Source organism: Corynebacterium sp. H78 (genome assembly GCF_037572275.1).
Classification (GTDB): Bacteria; Actinomycetota; Actinomycetes; order Mycobacteriales; family Mycobacteriaceae; genus Corynebacterium.
Map to the genome: position 1 here is coordinate 20,970 of NZ_JBBHKX010000003.1, position 20,232 is coordinate 41,201.

The 20,232-nt window shown below is 56.1% G+C and carries 19 protein-coding genes and 1 tRNA gene; 8 read left to right on the top strand and 12 right to left on the bottom strand.

What is annotated here, in order from left to right; all coding sequences use genetic code 11:
- Window positions 1-49 precede the first annotated feature (49 nt).
- Together WG934_RS06555 and WG934_RS06560 are read left to right on the top strand one after the other, a co-directional pair.
- Window positions 50-997 carry a nucleoside hydrolase gene (locus WG934_RS06555; RefSeq protein WP_339989291.1) on the top strand — a complete coding sequence of 316 codons (948 nt, stop codon included), beginning with the start codon at window positions 50-52 and terminating at the stop codon, window positions 995-997.
- Window positions 998-2,002, top strand: coding sequence for a ribokinase (locus WG934_RS06560; protein ID WP_339989293.1), 1,005 nt, complete (start codon window positions 998-1,000; stop codon window positions 2,000-2,002). It begins immediately after the preceding gene.
- A gap of 15 nt (window positions 2,003-2,017) precedes the next feature.
- On the opposite strand, the gene WG934_RS06565 is transcribed toward WG934_RS06560, so the two are convergent.
- From WG934_RS06565 to WG934_RS06580, 4 genes are read right to left on the bottom strand one after another with little or no spacing between them, the layout of a single operon-like run.
- Window positions 2,018-3,349, bottom strand: a complete 1,332-nt coding sequence (locus WG934_RS06565) for an ABC transporter permease (protein WP_339989296.1) — start codon at window positions 3,347-3,349, stop codon at window positions 2,018-2,020.
- Complete coding sequence (locus tag WG934_RS06570; RefSeq protein WP_339989297.1) at window positions 3,346-4,269, bottom strand: ABC transporter ATP-binding protein; 924 nt, start codon at window positions 4,267-4,269, stop codon at window positions 3,346-3,348. The genes WG934_RS06565 and WG934_RS06570 overlap by 4 nt, the downstream gene beginning before the upstream one ends.
- A 34-nt stretch (window positions 4,270-4,303) precedes the next feature.
- On the bottom strand, window positions 4,304-4,873 hold the full coding sequence (locus WG934_RS06575; RefSeq protein WP_339978950.1) for a hypothetical protein: 570 nt from the start codon (window positions 4,871-4,873) through the stop codon (window positions 4,304-4,306).
- Window positions 4,874-4,876: 3 nt separating this feature from the next.
- Window positions 4,877-5,206, bottom strand: coding sequence for a helix-turn-helix transcriptional regulator (locus WG934_RS06580; protein ID WP_445228211.1), 330 nt, complete (start codon window positions 5,204-5,206; stop codon window positions 4,877-4,879).
- A gap of 118 nt (window positions 5,207-5,324) precedes the next feature.
- Between WG934_RS06580 and WG934_RS06585 the strand changes: the two genes are divergently transcribed.
- The 4 genes from WG934_RS06585 (at window position 5,325) to WG934_RS06600 (ending at window position 10,950) form a co-directional block, all read left to right on the top strand.
- Window positions 5,325-6,098 carry an enoyl-CoA hydratase gene (locus WG934_RS06585; protein ID WP_339989300.1) on the top strand — a complete coding sequence of 258 codons (774 nt, stop codon included), beginning with the start codon at window positions 5,325-5,327 and terminating at the stop codon, window positions 6,096-6,098.
- Window positions 6,037-8,607, top strand: coding sequence for an HAD-IC family P-type ATPase (locus WG934_RS06590; RefSeq protein WP_339989622.1), 2,571 nt, complete (start codon window positions 6,037-6,039; stop codon window positions 8,605-8,607). Before WG934_RS06585 ends, WG934_RS06590 begins: the two co-directional genes overlap by 62 nt.
- A gap of 310 nt (window positions 8,608-8,917) precedes the next feature.
- Window positions 8,918-9,295 carry a DUF485 domain-containing protein gene (locus tag WG934_RS06595; protein WP_339978959.1) on the top strand — a complete coding sequence of 126 codons (378 nt, stop codon included), beginning with the start codon at window positions 8,918-8,920 and terminating at the stop codon, window positions 9,293-9,295.
- Between the two features lie 2 nt (window positions 9,296-9,297).
- Window positions 9,298-10,950 carry a solute symporter family protein gene (locus WG934_RS06600; RefSeq protein ID WP_339978961.1) on the top strand — a complete coding sequence of 551 codons (1,653 nt, stop codon included), beginning with the start codon at window positions 9,298-9,300 and terminating at the stop codon, window positions 10,948-10,950.
- A 13-nt stretch (window positions 10,951-10,963) separates the two neighbouring features.
- Here the strand turns inward: WG934_RS06600 and WG934_RS06605 are convergent, their stop codons facing one another.
- Entirely contained in the window at window positions 10,964-11,107 is a 144-nt protein-coding gene (locus WG934_RS06605) for a hypothetical protein (RefSeq protein WP_339978963.1), read from the bottom strand.
- A gap of 57 nt (window positions 11,108-11,164) precedes the next feature.
- Here WG934_RS06605 and gcvT point away from each other — a divergent pair, with 57 nt between their 5' ends.
- A complete protein-coding gene (gcvT, locus tag WG934_RS06610) occupies window positions 11,165-12,343 on the top strand; it encodes a glycine cleavage system aminomethyltransferase GcvT (RefSeq protein ID WP_339978965.1) in 1,179 nt (392 codons plus the stop codon).
- A gap of 74 nt (window positions 12,344-12,417) precedes the next feature.
- Here the strand turns inward: gcvT and WG934_RS06615 are convergent, their stop codons facing one another.
- The 4 genes from WG934_RS06615 to WG934_RS06630 all read right to left on the bottom strand — a co-directional run bounded on the left by WG934_RS06615 (window position 12,418) and on the right by WG934_RS06630 (window position 15,125).
- A complete protein-coding gene (locus tag WG934_RS06615) occupies window positions 12,418-13,179 on the bottom strand; it encodes a hypothetical protein (protein ID WP_339989302.1) in 762 nt (253 codons plus the stop codon).
- 204 nt (window positions 13,180-13,383) lie between these two features.
- Window positions 13,384-13,719 (bottom strand): hypothetical protein, encoded by a 336-nt coding sequence (locus WG934_RS06620; protein WP_339978970.1) that lies wholly within the window; start codon window positions 13,717-13,719, stop codon window positions 13,384-13,386.
- Window positions 13,720-13,918: 199 nt separating this feature from the next.
- Window positions 13,919-14,782: a 4,5-DOPA dioxygenase extradiol gene (gene ygiD / locus WG934_RS06625; RefSeq protein ID WP_339978972.1), complete on the bottom strand. Its 864-nt coding sequence runs from the start codon at window positions 14,780-14,782 to the stop codon at window positions 13,919-13,921.
- Window positions 14,783-15,052: 270 nt separating this feature from the next.
- A tRNA-Arg gene (locus WG934_RS06630) sits at window positions 15,053-15,125 on the bottom strand.
- A 208-nt stretch (window positions 15,126-15,333) separates the two neighbouring features.
- On the opposite strand from WG934_RS06630, the gene cobF reads away from it, so the two are divergent.
- A complete protein-coding gene (gene cobF, locus WG934_RS06635) occupies window positions 15,334-16,092 on the top strand; it encodes a precorrin-6A synthase (deacetylating) (protein ID WP_339989303.1) in 759 nt (252 codons plus the stop codon).
- Window positions 16,093-16,125: 33 nt separating this feature from the next.
- Here the strand turns inward: cobF and glpK are convergent, their stop codons facing one another.
- From glpK to WG934_RS06650, 3 genes are all read right to left on the bottom strand, one after another.
- Window positions 16,126-17,643 (bottom strand): glycerol kinase GlpK, encoded by a 1,518-nt coding sequence (gene glpK, locus WG934_RS06640; protein WP_445228223.1) that lies wholly within the window; start codon window positions 17,641-17,643, stop codon window positions 16,126-16,128.
- 60 nt (window positions 17,644-17,703) lie between these two features.
- A complete protein-coding gene (locus WG934_RS06645; protein ID WP_339979080.1) occupies window positions 17,704-18,087 on the bottom strand; it encodes a hypothetical protein in 384 nt (127 codons plus the stop codon).
- 115 nt (window positions 18,088-18,202) lie between these two features.
- On the bottom strand, window positions 18,203-20,020 hold the full coding sequence (locus WG934_RS06650; RefSeq protein ID WP_339979083.1) for an acetyl/propionyl/methylcrotonyl-CoA carboxylase subunit alpha: 1,818 nt from the start codon (window positions 20,018-20,020) through the stop codon (window positions 18,203-18,205).
- Between the last annotated feature and the right edge of the window lie 212 nt (window positions 20,021-20,232).

The window sequence follows — 20,232 nt, forward strand, 5'->3', positions numbered from 1 at the left end:
TACCGTAAAGAGGTGGCGAACCTGGGGAGCGCTGTGAGACCCTGGGCACATGTCGAAGAAGGTAATCCTTGACCTCGATACCGGAATTGATGACTCGCTGGCGTTGGCGTATGCCGTGGGCTCGCCAGAGGTGGAACTCATTGGTGTCACCGGCACGTATGGCAATGTCCTTTTGTCGACGGGCGTCATCAACAATCTAGCGCTGCTCGATTTGTTTGGTCGCACGGATGTTCCTGTCTTCCCAGGTATCCCACACTCCAGCACAACCGACTCTTTCGAAGTCCTAGAAATCTCGTCGTTTATTCACGGCGAGAACGGACTCGGTGAAGTTGAGCTGCCAGCTCCCACGCGTCGACCAGAACCGACGATGGCGGTAGATTTCCTCATCGAATCTGTTCGCACGTATGGCGACGACCTGGTGATTGTCCCCACCGGTGCGCTGACGAACATAGCGGCAGCCGTCGCAAAGGATCCGTACTTCGCAGAGAATGCACACCTAGTAATGATGGGCGGTGCATTGACGGTTCCTGGCAATGTGAATCAGTGGACGGAAGCGAATATTAACCAGGATCCGGAAGCAGCAGATGTGGTGTTGCGGAACTGCGCTGACGTCACGATGGTTGGTTTGGATGTTTCTCTGCAAACACTCTTGACCTACAAAGAGACAGCGCAGTGGCGCCACGCAGGTTCGACCGCTGGCACTGCGCTGGCAGATATTGCCGACTATTACATTCGCGCTTACGAAACGACGGCTCCGCACCTGGGTGGTTGTGGTTTGCACGATCCACTTGCGGTGGCAGTTGCTGTTGACCCCACACTTATCGACGTCCTCCCGCACAACATCAAAGTCGATCTGGCGGGGCCTACCCGGGGGCGCACTATCGGTAATGAAGAGCGCCTGAATGATCCGATAAAGAACGTGAAAGTCGCGGTTCGAGTTGACGCTCATCGTTTCCTCATTGAGTTCATGAACCGTATTGGGAAAGTGGTGAAATAAGTGGACGTCGCGAAGCCTGATTCCGCCTCAATTGCGCGTGCACTGAAGCGAATTTCTTCCGCTGACAAGAAGGTATGCGTCGTCGGGTCGGCAAATGCCGATCTCACGGTCATCGTGGATCAGCTGCCACAGCCCGGTCAGACAATTTCCGGTGGCCCCTTGTCGGAGCTCCCAGGTGGGAAATCGGCGAATCAGGCGGTTACCGCGGGCTTGTTAGGAGCTACCGTCGAATTCGTCGGTGCCGTAGGGCAGGACACTAACGGTGACATGCTGTTGGAATCGCTTGGCGACGGAGGGGTTGATACCGACTTCGTCACGAGGGTGGAGACACCGACAGGTACGGCGATGATTGTTGTGGATTCGGCTGCAGAGAATTTCATTGTGCTGTCGCCAGGGGCGAATGGTGACGTTGATGCCGACATGGTGCGTCGTAACGCAGCGGCATTTGACGGCGCTGGCGTTTTGGGACTGTGTTTGGAAGTCGACGATGCAGCGGTGTTGGAAGCCGCCCGGATCGCGCAGGACAACGGCATTCCGGTTGTGTTCAACTTGTCGCCGATTCGGGATGTATCGGACGAATTCCTGAGTCATGTCGATGTACTCATTGTCAATGAACATGAACTTGCCGCGGTGGTAGGCGAGGATGTGGCGACTGCGGCAGTGGATCACGGTGAGTGGTCACAGGCCGCGCAGGCGCTTCGTGGTGACCACGGAATTGCCAATGCAGTGGTGACTGTCGGTAGCCAGGGTTCGGTGGTGTTGTCTGATGACGGTGAGACGATCGTGCCGCCTGTGCCCATCACGGTGAAGGACACAACTGGTTGCGGTGACTCCTATATGGGCACGCTATTGGCATGTCTAGCAGCGGATATGCAGGTCACCGATGCTGCGCAGTTGGCGGCAGTGGTGTCGGCCTATGCTGCCACGGGGACAGGTGCGCAGCGTTCCTACGGAAATGCCGAGGACATTCAACGATTTGTTGAAAGCCTCGGCAAGGAGAACTAGCAGGGTGGATTTGCGCTAGCTCTTTTGTCGCACGAGAGCCTTGGTCCAGGTGACGCGTGCTCCGGTATGTAGAACGTTCTGAGGGTAGATGCGTGCTGCCATGAAGAGAACAATGATGCAGGCAATAATGAGGATGCCTGCAGCACCCAGAACTTCGAGGGCACTCATATTTCCGACAGCGTATTGCAATGGCGCAGTGGTAATTGAAACCGGTGGGATCCAAGCGAGAACTCGCATGACTGTCGAATCCAGGAATTGCCAGCCAAACGCCGGGATGTAGATGGTGAGGATGGACAGCAACAACACCGGGGTCTGCGCACCTTGGAAGTCCTCCATACGGCTAACCAGTGATCCAGCCATGGCATACAACGCGGCAAAGAAGAAATATCCGAAGATATAGAACGGAATGAGAAGCCCGACGGCTCCCCATGGGATTTCGAAGTCCTTCGCAATTCCCGTCGCAAGGATTGCTACGACACCCCCGAAGAGGATCACGATCAGCATGATCATGCCGGCGATACCAGCGCCGAGGAGTTTGCCGGTGAGCAGATGCAGTGGACGGATAGTAGCCAGCATGATTTCAACGACGCGCGAGGACTTTTCCTCGACGACCGATTGCGCAACTGCTCCGCCGAACATCATGATGCCCATGTAAATCAATCCGATGCCAATGCCGACAACAAGAATCGCGGTGTAATCGATCTCCTTCGATTCGTCGAATACCTTCACATCAATCTGGCCACTGGTAGTTGCGTTCAATACCGCTACAGGATCGCCGCCCTGCTTCGTAATCTCTTCAAACTGCAGTTGGTTCGCTAGAGATTCCTGCAGCATGCCCGGCAGCCATACTGGGGCATCAGCGTTGATCAGCGTCCACGATTGAGGAGTCGCGCCGGGCACGAGAGCAGCGATTGCTTCTTCTTTTTCCAACAAGTCACGAGCGGCTGCTTCGTCGGCAACTGGTGTGAGCTTGATTGGTGACATAGTCATGCCGAAAGCAGCACCGAACTGGGCTGCTGGACCAGCTGCAGCATCCATTTCGGATTCATCCTTCGTTGACTCCTTCGATTTCGCTGCTTGTTCCGCTTGCGCTGCCTGCTTAGTAATCTCCTCGACAGACTGTGCAAAAGGAGCCTCCCCAACAACGGCGACAACCTTTTCCTCGGCAGGGCCGTCGTCACGCGTGAGGTAGGCAGCGACTAAGACACCGCCGACAACGAGCAGCAGGGTTAGCAGCATCGTGATGATGGTGCCCTTCTTCATCAGGTTTCCGCGGAGTTCTCGCTTGGTTACCAGCGAGATTGCGCCCATTGCGGTGTATCCGTCGGCAGATTCGTGGCGTGTCATGACTGAACTACCTCCTGGTACAGCTCGGTCAATGGGACATTGACTGGGCCAAATGAATGAACACGACCAAAGGAGCGAGCCGTGTCGAGCAAAACTTGATCGGTATCAGTTGGGGCGTCATCAGCAAGCGTGACGACGGTCGCGCCATGCTTGTTAATCTCCGAATGCGTGATGCCAGGCAGTGATTCAGCCCAGCCGGCAGGGGCAGCGTCCACGGTGATGCTGAACATGCGTGGACCAATTGCGCGGAGCTCATCAACGGTCCCTTCTGCCAGCATCTTTCCGTCACGAATGATGCCGACGCGGTCGCACAAGCGCTCTACCAAATCGAGCTGGTGAGATGAGAACACGACTGGAATACCGCGATCTGCAAATTGCTTGAGCACCTTAGACATGACGTTCACAGCGATGGGGTCTAGGCCGGAGAACGGCTCGTCGAGAACCAGGATCTTTGGGTCGTGCACCAGTGCTGCCGCAAGCTGCACGCGCTGTTGGTTGCCGAGCGATAGGGTGTCAACCTTGTCGTCTCGACGATCTGTGAGATTGAAGGTGGCGAGTAGCTCATCGACGCGTGAGGATGCAGTTTCCTGATCCATGCCATGAAGTCGGGCAAAATAGATGAGCTGGTCTGCAACCTTTTCCTTTGGGTACAAGCCTCGCTCTTCTGGCATGTACCCAATGGTGCGCCGAAGAGTATCGTTCATTGGCTCGTCGCCGATGCGTACTTCTCCGCCATCGCTGGAGAGTACTCCGAGGGCGATGCGCATAGTTGTGGTTTTACCGGAACCGTTACCTCCGACGAAACCGTAGATTTCGCCTGGTTGGACCGTGAATGACATGCCGTCGAGAACTTTGAGTTCTCCATACGACTTCTTTAACCCGTTGATGATGAGCGGGGCAGAGCGTTCCGAGAAGGGCATGGTGGGCCTCCTTTCGAGTTTCGACATGAGGTTTTCAGTCGATGTCTGTGAGATTCCACGCGATAACTGCCGTGGGGAGTGACGTGATGGTGAGAAAAACAGGAGTAGCGAAAATGCCTACGAGGTAAGGGACTTCCGCAGCCCAGTCCGGACGGACATCCATGAGCCAGACTCCGAAAAAGATGAGCAGGAGCAATCCTGTAAGCCCGAGAAAAAGGCTAACGCGATAAGTAAAGCTCCGCAGTCCCTCTACCTGCTTGCGCTCATATTCATCGAGGCATGCAACAGGCGCGCTATCGATCATGTCGACGGTGATATTGAGCATGATCCACACGACCATGATGGCGAAGGTGCCAAGCATCCACGGCAGCCCAAGCCAAGGCTGGGCGGAGTCAGAGAGAACTCCGACTGCAATGAGTACTGCCGCAAAAAACATGAAGATGACACCAGTTGTCCACAATTTGACGAGCAGACGCCGGCGAGGCTGATTGCGAAAACTGGGCAGCCAGGACGCCGTCTGTGCGCGGCGCTTTAAAAAGTTGCGCTCACGGCGCTGTTCCATTCGTGTGAATACGGTTTCGATGGTGCGGTTAGGGGTGCTCATGGTCTATTCGCCTTCGCTTCCAGTAGGGCTGCGGTACAAGGTTGATGACATGGGCGTGAACTCTTCACGAGAGAACACTGCTTCGACAGGCAATTCGAACACTTCGCATATTCGGAAAGCGAGATCGAGGCTCGGGTAGTGATCTCCGCGTTCGAGCGCACCGATGGTTTGTCGGTTTACCTTCACCAGTTCCGCGAGCTGAACTCGACTCATAGCGTGCTCAGCCCGCAACACGGCGATTCGGTTGTAAATCGGACGTTCTGGAGAATTCTTCGGTGGGCTCACACTATCAAGTGTTGCATAAACCCAACAGATTGACAATGTTCCTGACATAACGTTTTGATTACTTGTGTTCACCTGTGGAATGACTGCACGCGACATTGCCAAAAAGTGGGTAGTGGGTGAGGGAACGTCAGTTCGTCGTCAAGATCCGCCCGGTAGCGTATGGAACATGAGCGAAAACGAGATCAGCGAAAACCAGACCGTCGCAGAAACCCGGATTGAAGCGGATGGTCCGATTCTGACTATCACCATCGATCGCGACCACAAGCGAAACTCCCTGACAGCCGATGTTTGTGCGTCGATCGCGGACGCCGTCGAAAAGGCTCCGGAGCGGGAAGAGAATCGCGTCATCGTGATTCGCGGTGAAGGGCGTGCATTCTGTGCTGGCGCTGATCTGTCGGGTTCACACAGCAATGGCGATTTCCATGTGCAGCTTAAGCGCATGCTGAATGCGATCCAGGATTGTCCACTGGTCGTCATCGCTGATGTGCAGGGTGCTGCCGTGGGCGCAGGTATGCAGCTGTCGATGGCCTCTGACCTGCGTGTGGTCGGTGAGCGTGGCTGGTTCATGATTCCACCGGTCAAGCTCGGTATCGCTGTTGACGCGTGGACGATTCGTCGTACCCGTGTGCTTGTCGGTGGTGCGCGTGCGCGCACCATTCTCTTGGCTGCTGAGCGCGTTGACCTGAAGGAAGCTGTCTCTTGCGGTCTCGCTTCCTTCGTTGGAGACTCGCAGAAAACCTTAGAAGTTGCCCGCAATATTGCGTCGTACGCACCACTGAGCCTGGCGTATCACAAGCTGGTTCTGAACGATGACGAAACCAACTTGGATCCGAAGCCGGAGCAGCAAGCGCTCTATGAGCAGGTCTGGGCATCAGAAGATGCAGCTGAAGCTACTAAGGCACGCGCAGAAAAGCGTGACCCGGTGTTCCGAGGAAAGTAGTTCGGCGGTTTCCCACGTGAGCTCCCGCACTTTCGTCGACACACCTGATGACGACACCGCTTATACAACCCCGTCCTGCGGGCTGACTTCAGCAGAGGTTCAGCAAAGGATTAAGGACGGACACGTTAACGAACTGCCGCCGACGTCCGGGCGAACCGTCGGCCAGATCATTCGTGCCAATGTGTTTACGAGGATCAATGCGATCTTGGCGGTGTTGTTGTCAATCGTGTTGTTCACAGGCTCGTGGATCAACGGTGCGTTCGGCCTGCTCATTATTGCGAACTCCATCATCGGCATCATCCAGGAGCTTCGCGCCAAAAGGATCTTGGATAAATTGTCCATCGTTGGCCGAGCTCGGCCACTGGTGATTCGGGATGGCAAGTCCGCAGCAGAAGTCGATAGGGAAGACGTCGTTGTCGATGACCTCATCCAACTGGGGCCGGGCGATCAGGTAGTCGTCGACGGTATCGTGCGCAGCGCGCGTGGCTTGGATGTTGATGAGTCCCCGCTGACCGGCGAATCTGCCCCGGTTCACAAATCTGTCGGCGATCCGGTCTATTCCGGCACGCACGTCACGTCGGGAGCAGGAACGTATCAGGCGACGAAAGTCGGTTCGAACGCCTACGCCGCGAAACTCGCTGCCGAAGCTAGCAAATTCACGCTGACTGACTCTGAACTTTTTCGTGGCATCAACAAGATCCTGAAAGTCATTACCTGGATTCTCATTCCCGTCGGTGCGCTCACTATATATACGCAGTTGTTCCGTGCGGGCAATGATCTGAACGATGCTCTTCTCGGCATGGTTGCGTCCCTGGTCCCCATGATTCCTGAAGGTCTCGTACTCATGACCACCATCGCCTTCGCTATCGGCGTGGTTCGGCTGGGAAAACGTCGCGTTCTTGTCAATGAGCTTCCCGCCATCGAAGGTCTAGCTCGTGTCGACATCGTTTGCGCTGACAAGACCGGAACTCTCACCGAAAATTCCATGCATTTGGGGGAGGTATTGCTTCTCGACGATTCGTCGTCACGCATGCCACACATAGATATGGAAGAAGCGTTGGAGGCGCTCGCGGCGGTCAATGGTGCGGATGAGAGGCCGAACCTGACTGGTGTTGCCATTGCTGAGGGGCTAGCAGAACGAGGAATTGAGCGCCCGGATTGGGTGCTGGTGGATCAAGTGTTCTTCACTTCGGAAAGGAAGTGGGCTGGAGCCAGTTTCGATTGTGGGACCTGGGTGCTGGGTGCGCCTGATGTCTTGGTTAGTCCAGGAGCACAGGGTGCGGATGAGGCCGATCGTCTGATGCAGCAGGGGCTGCGAGTGCTGTTGCTTGCGCAATCGGATCGCGCAGTTAGTGAGATTGATGTTTCGGTCGATACTGCTCATATTCGCCCAGTTGCGTTGGTGGTGTTGAAGCAGACTATTCGTCCAGATGCTGAAGAGACGATTCGATACTTCTGGGAAGAAGATGTCGAGGTCAAAGTCATTTCTGGAGACAACGCGGCCAGTGTTGGCGCTGTCGGCCGTGAACTAGGCATTCCTGGTGCTGACCACCCCACGGATGCGCGTGCTTTGCCACCGGCGCACCTGGGCGAGGTTAGCGAAACTGGCGGGGCGACTGAAACATCGCAGGGCGGACTCAACCCAGAGTTCGCCGACGCGATCAATGCAGGTGCTGTTTTTGGTCGCGTCACGGCGGAACAGAAGCGGACAATGGTGTCGGCACTGAAAGATCGCGGTCACGTGGTTGCGATGACTGGCGATGGTGTTAATGATGTTCTCGCACTGAAAGACGCAAACATTGGTGTCGCCATGGGAGCCGGTGCGCCTGCAACGCGATCGGTAGCGCAACTGGTGCTGCTGGACAATGAGTTTGCTGTCCTGCCTCATGTTGTCGCCGAGGGGCGTCGTGTGATCGGCAATATTGAACGCGTCGCAAACTTATTTCTTACTAAGACGATCTACTCGGTGGTGTTGGCGCTCGCAGTCGGTCTTATTGGCTATGAATATCCGTTTCAGCCGATTCACGTAACTGTGACGGGCTGGTTCACCATCGGAATTCCTGCGTTTATTCTTTCGTTAGCGCCGAATCACGAACGTGCTCGCCCTGGTTTTGCAACGAGGGTGTTCAGGCTTGCACTGCCTGCGGGCCTCGTCGTAGGGCTGTTTACGTTCGGTTTTTGGCTCTGGGTTTACCCGGGAGCAGGCGGTGCTGATTCTGTCGTGGGCCCGGCAGCGACAGCGACGTTGGTCGTCTTGATTATGACGGCGTTTTGGGTCTTGGCCGTGGTCTCTCGGCCATATCAGTGGTGGAAGATCGCGTTGCTAGCAACGGCTATCAGCGCTTATTGCATCATCTTCCTGGTGTCACCGATTGCGACTGCACTGCAGTTGTATCCACTGCCAATGTCATTGCTGGTGCCAGCGCTACTCACTGGCGTTACTGGCGCATCGGTCATTGAAATGATTTGGCAATGGGGTCGAATTCGTGCGCTGCGCGACCCGTCGTAACAGCTTTTGCCACACAGGTAACACATTCAGTTAACCGCAATTAACTGTTTGCCTACCCCTATGGGGGTAACCGTGTTAGTTTGTGATTTTCCGGGTGAGCAGGACTTATGTGTGTTCTGTGAACTTCCTTAACGTCACCTGTAGCGAAGTAGTTAACAACCCTGGTGTGTTGCATGTAACTTTATGCCCGAACATCAATCAATGTGGTGTGCAGCACACCGCCTTGAACATGTGAGGTGTTTCATTAACTGCCCGAGATATCGAGCGGTTAACAATTATCCATAACTGCTACTCCGGAAAGGGGCACCCCGTGTCCGCAACTCCTGCGCCGGCCAGCCGGCACAAGCCCACCGCGGCTGAGTACCGTTACGTCGAAGACAGCGCTCAGTTCGTTGAACTGCGCAAGACCTTTCGTAACTTCACCATCCCACTGACTATTGCGGGTCTGGTGTGGTACGTCGGCTTCGTACTCGTCGCTACGTTCATGCCTGATCTCATGGCGACTTCTGTGTTTGGTTCTGTGAACCTGGGTATCCTCCTGGGAATCGCACAGTTCATCACCACGTTCGCTATTACCTGGTGGTACATCAGCTTCGCTAACAACAAGCTTGAGCCACTTCAGTCCGAAATTCGCGATGCCATGGAAACTGGCGCAATCGCGGAGAAGCTCTCGAAGGGCGGTAAGTAAAAATGCGTGACATCGCTTTGTTGGCCCAAGAGGGCGAGGGTGTTGGCAACCCGGTTCTGAACATTGCCATTTTCGTAGCCTTTATCGTTGTTACGATGGTTATCGTGACCCGTGTTGGTAAGGGTGGCAATAAGGGTGCATCTGATTTCTACACCGGTGGTGCACAGTTCTCCGGTACTCAGAATGGCCTGGCAATTGCTGGTGACTACCTGTCGGCAGCTTCCTTCCTCGGTATCGTCGGCGCAATTGCGCTGACCGGTTACGACGGATTCCTTTACTCCATCGGCTTCTTCGTTGCGTGGTTGGTTGCACTTCTGCTCGTAGCGGAACCATTGCGTAACGTCGGTAAGTTCACGATGGCTGACGTGCTGTCCTTCCGTTTGAAGCAGAAGCCAGTCCGTACCGCTGCTGCTATCTCCACGCTGGCAGTGACCCTGTTCTACCTGATTGCTCAGATGGCGGGCGCTGGCTCGCTTGTTGCTGTTCTTCTGAACATCACGGACAGCACTCAGCAGGCAATTGTTGTTGCTGTAGTGGGCATCATCATGGTTGCTTACGTTCTGGTTGGTGGCATGAAGGGCACCACCTATGTTCAGATGATTAAGGCAGTGCTCCTCGTGGGCGCAGTCATCCTCATGGCAATCGTCGTGTTCTTCAAGGTCAAGGGTGGCATGTCTACGCTGTTCGACGCAGCAGTTGCTACCCACCAGGGTTCTGCAGCAATGGCGGAGTCCGGCTACCAGGCAAAGGACATCCTGGCTCCGGGCTTGAAGTACGGTGCAACTCTGACCTCGAAGATTGACTTCCTGTCGCTGGGTCTTGCTCTGGTTCTTGGTACTGCTGGTCTGCCACACGTTCTCATGCGCTTCTACACCGTGCCAACGGCTAAAGAAGCACGAAAGTCTGTTACCTGGGCAATCATCTTGATCGGTGGCTTCTACCTGCTGACCCTGATCCTCGGCTACGGTGCTGCTGCGCTGGTTGGTCCGGACCGCATCCTTGCAGCTCCAGGTGGCGCTAACGCTGCTGCTCCGCTGCTGGCATTCGAACTCGGTGGCTCCATCGCAATGGCAGTGATCTCCGCAGTTGCATTCGCAACCGTTCTGGCTGTTGTTGCTGGTCTTGCAATCACTGCATCTGCTTCCGTTGGCCAGGACCTCTACCAGGCTGTTATCCGTAACGGTGAGGCAACTGAAGAAGAGCAGGTTCGCGTTTCCCGTATCACTGTTGTGGTACTAGGTATTGCAGCGATCGTGCTTGGCATCCTGGCGATGAGCCAGAACGTCGCCTTCCTGGTTGCACTTGCATTCGCAGTTGCTGCTTCCGCAAACCTGCCAACGATTCTGCTGTCGCTGTTCTGGCGTCGCTTCAACACGACGGGTGCAGTTGCATCGATGTACACCGGTGTCATCGTGGCCCTGGTTCTGATCGTTCTGTCCCCGGCAGTGTCTGGTTCCGAATCGTCCATGATTCCAGGCGCGGACTTCTCGCTATTCCCGCTGTCTAACCCAGGCATCGTGTCGATCCCACTTGCATTCCTCGCAGGCATCATCGGCTCGTTCGTCGGCAAGCCAGACCACATGGAAGACCTCGCTGCAGAGATGGAAGTTCGTTCCCTCACCGGTGTTGGTACCGAAGCAGCAGTCGACCACTAAGGCTGGCGAAAATTTAATAAACACCCACATGCTGTAGATCGCACTCGCCGCCACACGAGTCGGCTGCGAGTGGGTCTGTATTGACGCCCCGCTTGGCCGGCATGATTCTTTCCATATCGAAAGGAATCATGTCAGCAAGCGGGGCGTTATCGTTCATGGCGGGATAGAGTGGGATGCCGAAAGGCATTCACTAGAGGAGGAAGTTCAGATACCCATGACTGACGCACAAAAGGTGTCCGCATCTGAGGAGCCTCGCCGTAGCGTTCTGCACGACGAGCACGTGGCTCTTGGTGCCGAGATGCGCAACATTGGTGGTTACTTGGTTCCTATGAAGTACTCGTCGGAACTGCAAGAACACTGTGCAGTTCGCGAGGCGGTCGGTGTCTTCGACCTGTCATTGATGGGCGTTATTAAGGTCACAGGCCCAGATGCTCCGTCATTCTTGGCGCACACGCTGATCTCTGCGATTAAGCCACTTGCCCTGGGTAAAGCCAAGTACACAATGATCGTTCAGGAAGACGGTGGCATCATCGATGACCTGATCATTTACCGTCTGGGTGTCGAAGAGTTCATGCTTGTCCAGAATGCTGGCAACTTCGATGATGTTCTGGCGACCTTGCGTGAGCGCGTCGGTGGCTACGACGTTTCCATCGAAGATGGCTCGCGAACTAACTCCGTGATTGCAATTCAGGGGCCGAAGGCTGCGAAGTTGATGCGTCGCGTGGTGCCACAGGATTCGCACGCAACCCTGGATGCACTGCGGTACTACTCCTGTACTCACCTCGAAGTGGCAGGCGTCGAAATGATCGTTGCTCGCACCGGCTACACGGGCGAGGATGGCTTTGAAGTTTTCCCTCCAGTTGATCAGGCCGTCAGCGTATGGCGTGCACTTCTCGCTGCTGGCGGAGACTTCGACAGCCCAGAGGATGCAGCTGATAATGGCAAGCCACTTGGAGTCTTGCCATGCGGTCTTGCCTGCCGTGACACGCTTCGTCTCGAGGCCGGCATGCCACTCTACGGTTACGAACTGACTCGTGATCGCACCCCGCTGGAAGCAGGCTTGAAGTCTGTGATGGGCCCAACGAAGGGGCACTTCATTGGTCGTAACGCTCTGTTCAACAAGCCTGATCCGCAGGAGACTCTCGTCGGAGTGAAGATCTCCGGCGATGTTGATGCTGCATCCGGTGCTGAGCTGCGCAACGCTGATGGTGAGAAGGTGGGCGCAATTACCTCGTCGAAGGTATCGCCAACTTTGGAATACCCAATTGGTTTTGCGTATGTGTCTCGATGGGAGTCGTCGGCAGGTACCGAGCTCAAGGTCACCATCAATGACAAGGAAGAAACCGCTACCGTTGTGCCAACCCCGTTCTACAACCGGAAGTTGCGCAAGTAGTTCTTACTGACAGTTCGTACTGAAGAACGCAGCAGAAAGGCCCAGTAGGTGAAACTACTGGGCCTTATGGCGTTCTATGAAGTTTTTCGCGACGGGGCGAATTCTACCGCTGACTGCTGGCCAGCCTGCTTCTTCGCCTGGCCTGGTGCCACAGGGCTCATCGGCTGGTTGGTTTCCGGAGCGAACAACGGAGCGCTTACTGGAGACTCAATTTCTGCAGAGTCCCTATTGTCATCGCTGTTGCCGGTGTCAGGTTTCACGCCGTTGTTGTCCCCATTGTTTCCATTGCCGTTATCACGCCCGTTGCCATTTCCTGGGCGATCATCGGAGTCATTCGTATCCGTTGGCGCGCTGGTAGATGGTGTCTCTGGCGGAATCGGGGAGTACGGCGCATCCGCATCTTCTGGCGATGAGCCCGGCGCCTGTGGCACCAATGTCGATGCGTCTTCTGCCACCGACCACACTGGCGCTCCCGCTACGAGTCGACACTGCAAGTACTGGCCGCTGACTGCGCGGCTACGTTCGCCTTCTTGCCCCGGGCAGGACTGTCCAATTCGTGGAATGCCCGCACCGCTTTGCGACGGTGCCGGCGAGGGCTTCTCGTCTTCGTGTTCCTCAGCTGCGGTGGAGATTGCAGAGTCGTCGGAAAGCTTTTCCGATGATGGCTGTGAGCTTTCGGAGCGAGTAGAAGTGCTAACAGAATCTGACGTTGAGGTCTTAGTGGAATTCTCGGTAATGCTGCCGTTACCGAAGCTGCCACAACCTGTAAGAAGCATGCCAGCGCACATGGTGACGATGGCAATGCGTGATGCAGTGCCACGGTGTGTGAGCGCCATGAGCGAGCTTCCTTCCTGCCTGAAACTAATCAGCAGGGCTGAATAATAACAGGCTTGAGCGTTACTTATCCAGCGAGTGCGTCACATATGCAAAAATCCTCGTGCGAAAGCCTTCACACGAGGATACTTCTGTGTTATTCAGTCCCAGTAGTTCACTTTTCTTTTGAAGCGTCGTTTTCTGGGACTTATTCAGCTAATGCAGTCTTAGACGATGCCGTCCATGCGACGATTGCTGCGCTCCCGCTCGGCAGCGGCTTCTTCCTTCAGCTTGTCTGCGATCTTCTCGAGCTCTACGTCGAAAACATCGTCGCGGTCCTTCAGCGACATGTTGCCGTCGATCTCGCCCAAGTTGGCAGCGAAACGCTGGTTAAGGAACAGGTTGCACGCTGCAACGAGCTGCTTAGCGTCGTAGAAGTTCAGCAGCAGGATGGTTTCGTTATTCTCATCCTGGAGGGAAAGGCGCAGCGAACCGTCGATATCAACGAGGCGTGCGAAAACCTTTCGTCCTTCAAGATCGGTGAAAGTTGGCTTCAGGGACATAAGGTGTCCTTTCATTGCAGGTTGCGACAGTGGGCGAAAACAGAATCGCCGTTACTTCGAGGTTAGTCGCATTTGGTCAAGCAGGTTTTGTAGCCGAACACTGTAACCCCTCATTGGGGGATATTGGCGGTGTTATCAGTGCAAATGCTGCATGACCGGGCATTTTCGATGTTTGGGCACCTTTCATCTGGGGTCGTTTTTAGTCGAAAAGGCCGTAGCTTGTCATCGATAGCGATCCCATCGTGCGCGCGTAGTTGAACACTTCTGGCTTCTTGTCGCTCATCGTTGTGGCTCCTGCGATATGCAGCGCTGGCAAGAAGTGGTCGGGGGTCGGGACTGCCCGCTGGAAGTAGGCATGTTCGGTGAGGGAGGGGATTGACGACGGGTCGTCGTGAAGTAGATCGTGGAATGATTCGTCGAATGCGTCGGCCCACTTCTCGCCTGCAGGTTGCTTCCAATTGACAGCGGAGAGGTTGTGGACGACGTTGCCGGAGCCGAGGATGAGGATGCCTTGGTCGCGAAGTGCGTTCAGGCGGGTGGCGAGTGCTAGGTGTTCGTCCATGGAAGCCGTCGCGTCTACGGATAGCTGGATGACGGGCACATTGGCCTCAGGGAATAGGTGGACCAGCACGGACCAGGTGCCGTGGTCGAGACCCCAGCTGGCTTCGTCGGGAAGTACTGCTGTGGGTTTTGCAATCTCGGTAACAGCTTCGGCGAACGCGGGGGCGCCGGGGGCCGGGTAGTTAATGGCTGAAAGTTCGGGTGGGAAACCCCAGAAGTCATGGATTGTCTTGGGGGTGTGCATCGCGGTGACAGCGGTGCCCTTTGTGTACCAGTGTGCAGAAACTGCGAGGATTGCCTTGGGGGTTCCGTGCTCCCGACGAATGCGTTCACCGAGCTTTCGCCAGGTCGTAGTGAATTCGTTGACCTGCAGCGCGTTCATTGGGGAGCCGTGGCCGATAAAGAGGCTTGGCTGACGTGGGTTAATGATGGTGGAGTCTGAGGGGTATGCGGAGCTCTGGACTGGGTTGGAAGAGTTACCGATTGCTTCATTGGTTGACATGTCAACAATGATAGTTGGTAGTGCCGGTAAAAGCTAGTGGGGTGGCGGGGGTTGGGCAGATTCACGTCTGAAGGGCTGATTATCAGGGTTGGAGATCCCCAAAGAGGGGAAGGCGAGCAAGCAATAGTCAGCGCAAGCGAGAACAACCGGTGTCGACCTGTAGGAGCATTGTTGGACCCACGAGTACCGGCTGAATGCGAGCACCGGCTGAAAAATTTGATTTGGAACGTGGCGACAAAAGCGTCGAAGGAATCCGAACCTTATTAGTTGTGCCCCAGAGAGGAATCGAACCTCCGACACCGGCTTTAGGAGAGCCGTGCTCTATCCACTGAGCTACTAGGGCTAGGTTTCGTTGCGCAACCAAGTCGCGCAACTTGGTCGCTCCTCGCAACCACGTTGCCTGTGCAACAACACGCTTACTTTAGCGCACTTTCAAACGCCCACGAAAAGCGCCCCGACGGCGTTCCTCCACAGCCACTCCGAGCACTGCCAGCACCCGCAGCCACTCCCACTAGAACCCGCGCCTCCACCCAGAATCTAGAATGAACACCATGCGGAAACTGAAGGTCATCGGTATCGGCGCGGGCTCACCAGCGCACGTCACTCTTGAAGCAATCGACGCGCTCCAACAGTGTTCAGTCGTATTTGCCCTGGACAAGGGCGCGACCAAGCATGATCTTCTCGACGCCCGCCGCGTCATCATCAACACCCACGCGCCACATGTCCGCTTGGTCACCGTCCCCGACCCACCTCGCGATCGCAATCCGCAGGAATACGGCACCGAAGTCCGCGATTGGCACGAAGCCCGCGCCGTTTTGCTCAAGCAGGCCATCGAAACGGAGCTTTGCGACGACTCCTCAAGCACCAACGCCACCGGCGCATTCCTCGTGTGGGGCGATCCCTCCTTATACGACTCCACGCTGCGCATCATCGAGCGCATGCGCAATCACGGGCTGGAGGTAGACATTGACGTCATCCCCGGAATCACTGCAATTCAAGCCCTGACGGCAGCGCACGCAGCGACGCTCAACCGCATTGGCAAGCCGGTGCTGGTGACGACGGGACGTCGTCTAGCGGAAGCCCCGGAAAACACAGATCGCGTCGTCATGCTGGATGGTGGGGCAGCGTGGTTGGAGCACGCACGGCCAGAGGAAGAGATTCTGTGGGGCGCGTACCTTGGCACAGAAAAGGAAGTACTGCGCAGAGGTCGGATTGGCGACATTGGTACGGAAATCGCCGAGCTCAAGCAGCAGCTGCGCGCCGAACACGGCTGGATTATGGATATCTACCTGCTGCGCTCGGTGGACTAGCACTGGCAGGCTAGGCGCACCATACCGCGCCCGCTAATCCACCCAGTCGAGCGTGCGCTCGACAGCCTTATTCCACTCGCCGAACAGCCGATCGCGTTCCTCAGCAGCCATGTCTGGCGTAAAGGTGCAATCTTCCTTCCACATAGCGCGAATATCAGCTGTCGATGTCCACACACCAACAGTCAATCCGGCAGCGTACGCAGCTCCGAGAGCAGTCGTTTCCGTCACCGCGGAGCGAGTCACAGGTACGCCCAATATATCGGCTTGGAACTGCATCAAGAGGTTGTTGGGGACCATGCCGCCGTCGACACGCAGAGTGGTCAGTGGCACACCGGAGTCGGCGTTCATAGACTCCACGACCTCGCGAGTCTGATACGCAGTGGCTTCCAGCGCAGCACGGGCGAAATGACCCTTATTTACAAAGCGCGTTAGACCCGCAATCACACCGCGAGCATCTGGGCGCCAGTGCGGCGCCAACAACCCGGAAAACGCCGGCACGATGTAGCAACCGCCGTTGTCGTCGACGGTCTTAGCCAAGTCTTCGACTTCGGGAGCAGTAGAAATGATGCCCAGATTATCGCGGAGCCACTGCACCAGCGAACCAGTAACTGCGATGGATCCCTCTAGCGCGTAGACCGGAAGTTCGTCACCAACGCGGTAGGCGACCGTCGTAATCAAGCCATTATCCGATCGCTGTGGAACTGTACCGGTGTTCAGCAAGAGGAAGTTGCCCGTGCCATAGGTGTTCTTCGCCTCGCCAGGCTCCAAGCACGCCTGGCCAAACGTTGCTGCCTGCTGGTCGCCCAGAATGCCACCGATAGGCACACCTGTCAGCGCTCCTTGCCAACGCACTTTCCCCAAGTATTGAGAGGAGCTGACAATGGCAGGCAGCATCGACATGGGAATACCCATGGCCTCGCACAGCTGCTCGTCCCACTCCAAGGTTTCGAGGTTCATCAGCATCGTTCGGGACGCATTGGTCACGTCGGTGACATGCAGAGCGCGACCGTCGCGACGCGTGAGATTCCACGTCAACCACGTATCAACCGTGCCAAACAGCAGCTCGCCAGCCTCCGCAGCTTCGCGGGCACCCTCGACATTCTCCAGAATCCACGTGATTTTCGGGCCGGAGAAATACGTCGAAATAGGCAGGCCAGTAACCCGCTGCACTCGCTCTGCGCCCACTGACTCTTCTAGCCGCGTACAGATCTCCGACGTGCGCGTATCCTGCCACACAATCGCGTTGTACACCGGCTTGCCTGTGTCCTTATGCCACACGATCGTGGTCTCACGCTGGTTGGTAATACCCAGCGCAGCGATATCCTGAGCCGTCCAATCCGAATTCGCCATCACATCGGCAACAACCCGTCGCGTATTCCGCCAAATCTCCTTGGCATCATGCTCAACCCAGCCGGGCTTCGGCATTATCTGCCGATGCTCCATCTGACTAGACCCACGCTTACGCCCCTCCCGATCAAACAGGATGCACCGCGTCGAGGTTGTCCCTTGGTCAATCGCCGCGACAATCGAGCTGCCACGCGGATTGAACAACGCGCGAGCTTGCGCGTCGAATTCTTTCTTGAACTGGCTAGGAATCCTCACGAAATCAGCCTACCCAGCGAACTCATCCGCAACCCACCGGCTCACGGTTCCGCGTGCCGTCTCCACGGCATCGCCAACCGTTACTGGCACAAGCGTGTCATCGTCGCCTGGCAGCACACGATCCAGGTCACCGTTCGGGGTAATCGCTATGTCCGTGGTTCCATCTGCGTTACGCGTGACGACGACCTCCGCCACCAATTCAATATTCGTCTGTTCAGACAGCGCCCACCGAAAGACAGTACCGTCAGACCAATCTTGCTCAGCCTGAGCAAAGTACTCGTCCGAGATTTCGCGACCGTAGATGTTAGAGAGTACTGGTGCATCATCGACGCGGTCGTCGTGACGCAGTTGACGCAGGTAGAAGCGGCCAGAGTTGAGGTCGAATGGCTCCATAGCGGATGTCCTTTCGTGGGAGGAAGGGAAGTGGATAGAAGTAAAACCGGCCAGCACGCGATGCGTACTGGCCGGTTTTACAAAAGGTGCTCAGCGATGAGCTGTGCGGGATGATTTACTTGATTTCCATCAAGACATCGCCCTTGCCGACGCCAGCGCCAGCTTCAGCGGACAGGCCGGTGACGGTACCGGACTTGTGAGCCTTAACAGGGTTCTCCATCTTCATAGCCTCGAGAACAACAACGGTGTCGCCCTCATTGACCTCAGCGCCCTCTTCGACGTTGACCTTGATGACGGTGCCCTGCATTGGAGCGACCACTGCGTCACCGGAAGCAGCCTTCTTGCCGCCACCTGCGCGCTTCTTCTTGGACTTCTTCTTAGCGCCACCAGCGCCACCACCCAGTGCCAGGTCGCCTGGGAGAGCAACCTCTACGCGACGGCCATCGATCTCGACGACAACCTTCTGGGATGGAACTGCCTCGTCCTCTTCAACATCGGAGTCGCCAGCGTATGGAGCGATTGGGTTATCCCACTCTTCTTCGATCCACTTGGTGTAGACATCGAACTTCTCGCCGTCACCAACGAATGCTGGGTTCTCAACGATGTGAGCGTGGAATGGAATGACCGTAGCCAGACCCTCAACCTTGTACTCAGCCAGTGCACGTGCGGAACGGCGCAGAGCCTCGTCGCGGTCCTTACCCCAAACGATCAGCTTTGCCAGCATGGAGTCGAACTGACCACCAATGACATCGCCCTCGCGGATACCAGTGTCCATGCGGACACCTGGGCCGGATGGCTCGGAGTACTTGGTGATGGTGCCTGGAGCTGGCATGAAGTTCGAGCCCGCGTCTTCGCCGTTGATACGGAACTCGAAAGCGTGGCCGTGCAGCTCAGGGTCTTCCTTCAGGGACAGTTCCTTGCCTTCAGCAATGTTGAACTGCTCGCGAACAAGGTCGAGGCCCGTGATCTCTTCGGTTACTGGGTGCTCAACCTGGAGACGGGTGTTGACCTCGAGGAACGAGATGAGTCCGTCGGAGCCGACCAGGTACTCAACGGTGCCTGCACCGTAGTAGCCAGCTTCCTTACAGATAGCCTTTGCGGACTCGCGCAGACGCTGATCCTGCTCTTCGGTCAAGAATGGAGCTGGAGCTTCTTCGACGAGCTTCTGGAAGCGACGCTGCAGGGAGCAGTCACGAGTGGAAGCAACAATGACGTTGCCGTGCTTGTCAGCCAGAACCTGGCACTCAACGTGACGTGCCTTATCGAGGTAGCGCTCAACGAAGCACTCGCCACGGCCGAAAGCAGCCACAGCTTCACGCGTAGCGGACTCGTAAAGGTCAGCGACCTCGTCCATCTCGTAAGCAACCTTCATACCGCGACCGCCACCACCGAAAGCAGCCTTAATAGCGATAGGCAGGCCGTATTCTTCAGCGAACTTAACGACCTCAGCGGCGTCCTTGACAGGCTCCTTGGTGCCAGGAGCCATCGGTGCGTCAGCCTGCAGAGCAATGTGGCGGGCCGTAACCTTGTCGCCCAGTGCGCGGATGGACTCTGGAGATGGTCCGATCCAGATCAAACCAGCATTCTCGACAGCTTCAGCGAAGTCGCCGTTCTCAGACAGGAAGCCGTAGCCTGGGTGAATTGCGTTAGCGCCAGACTTCTTAGCTGCGTCCAGGATCTTGTCGAATACCAAGTAGGACTCGGCAGACGTCTGTCCGCCAAGCGCAAATGCCTCATCTGCCATCTCGACAAACGGAGCATTCGCATCCGGCTCAGCGTAGACAGCTACGGACGGAATGCCTGCATCTTTCGCTGCGCGAATGACGCGAACGGCAATTTCGCCACGGTTCGCAATGAGAACCTTCGTAATCTTTTCAGTGGTCTGCTCGGACACGAAATCCTCCAGTTTTTCGTGAGTTGCCGGGCGGCTCATCCGACCGGCAGTGGGGCGACAATCATCAAGGTTCTACGGTTTCAGCCAGTGACTCACGAATGAACGCGAGCTAACGTACGGCTAACACCGTGCAACCCAATACAAACTATTGTGTCATAGTTGCTGGAATTGCCTTTTGTCAGCCCCGTGTAGTCGGGGGTAGAAACTGCAGCTTGATCACCGTTCAAGCTTGGGGTTCTAGGGAAAAACCA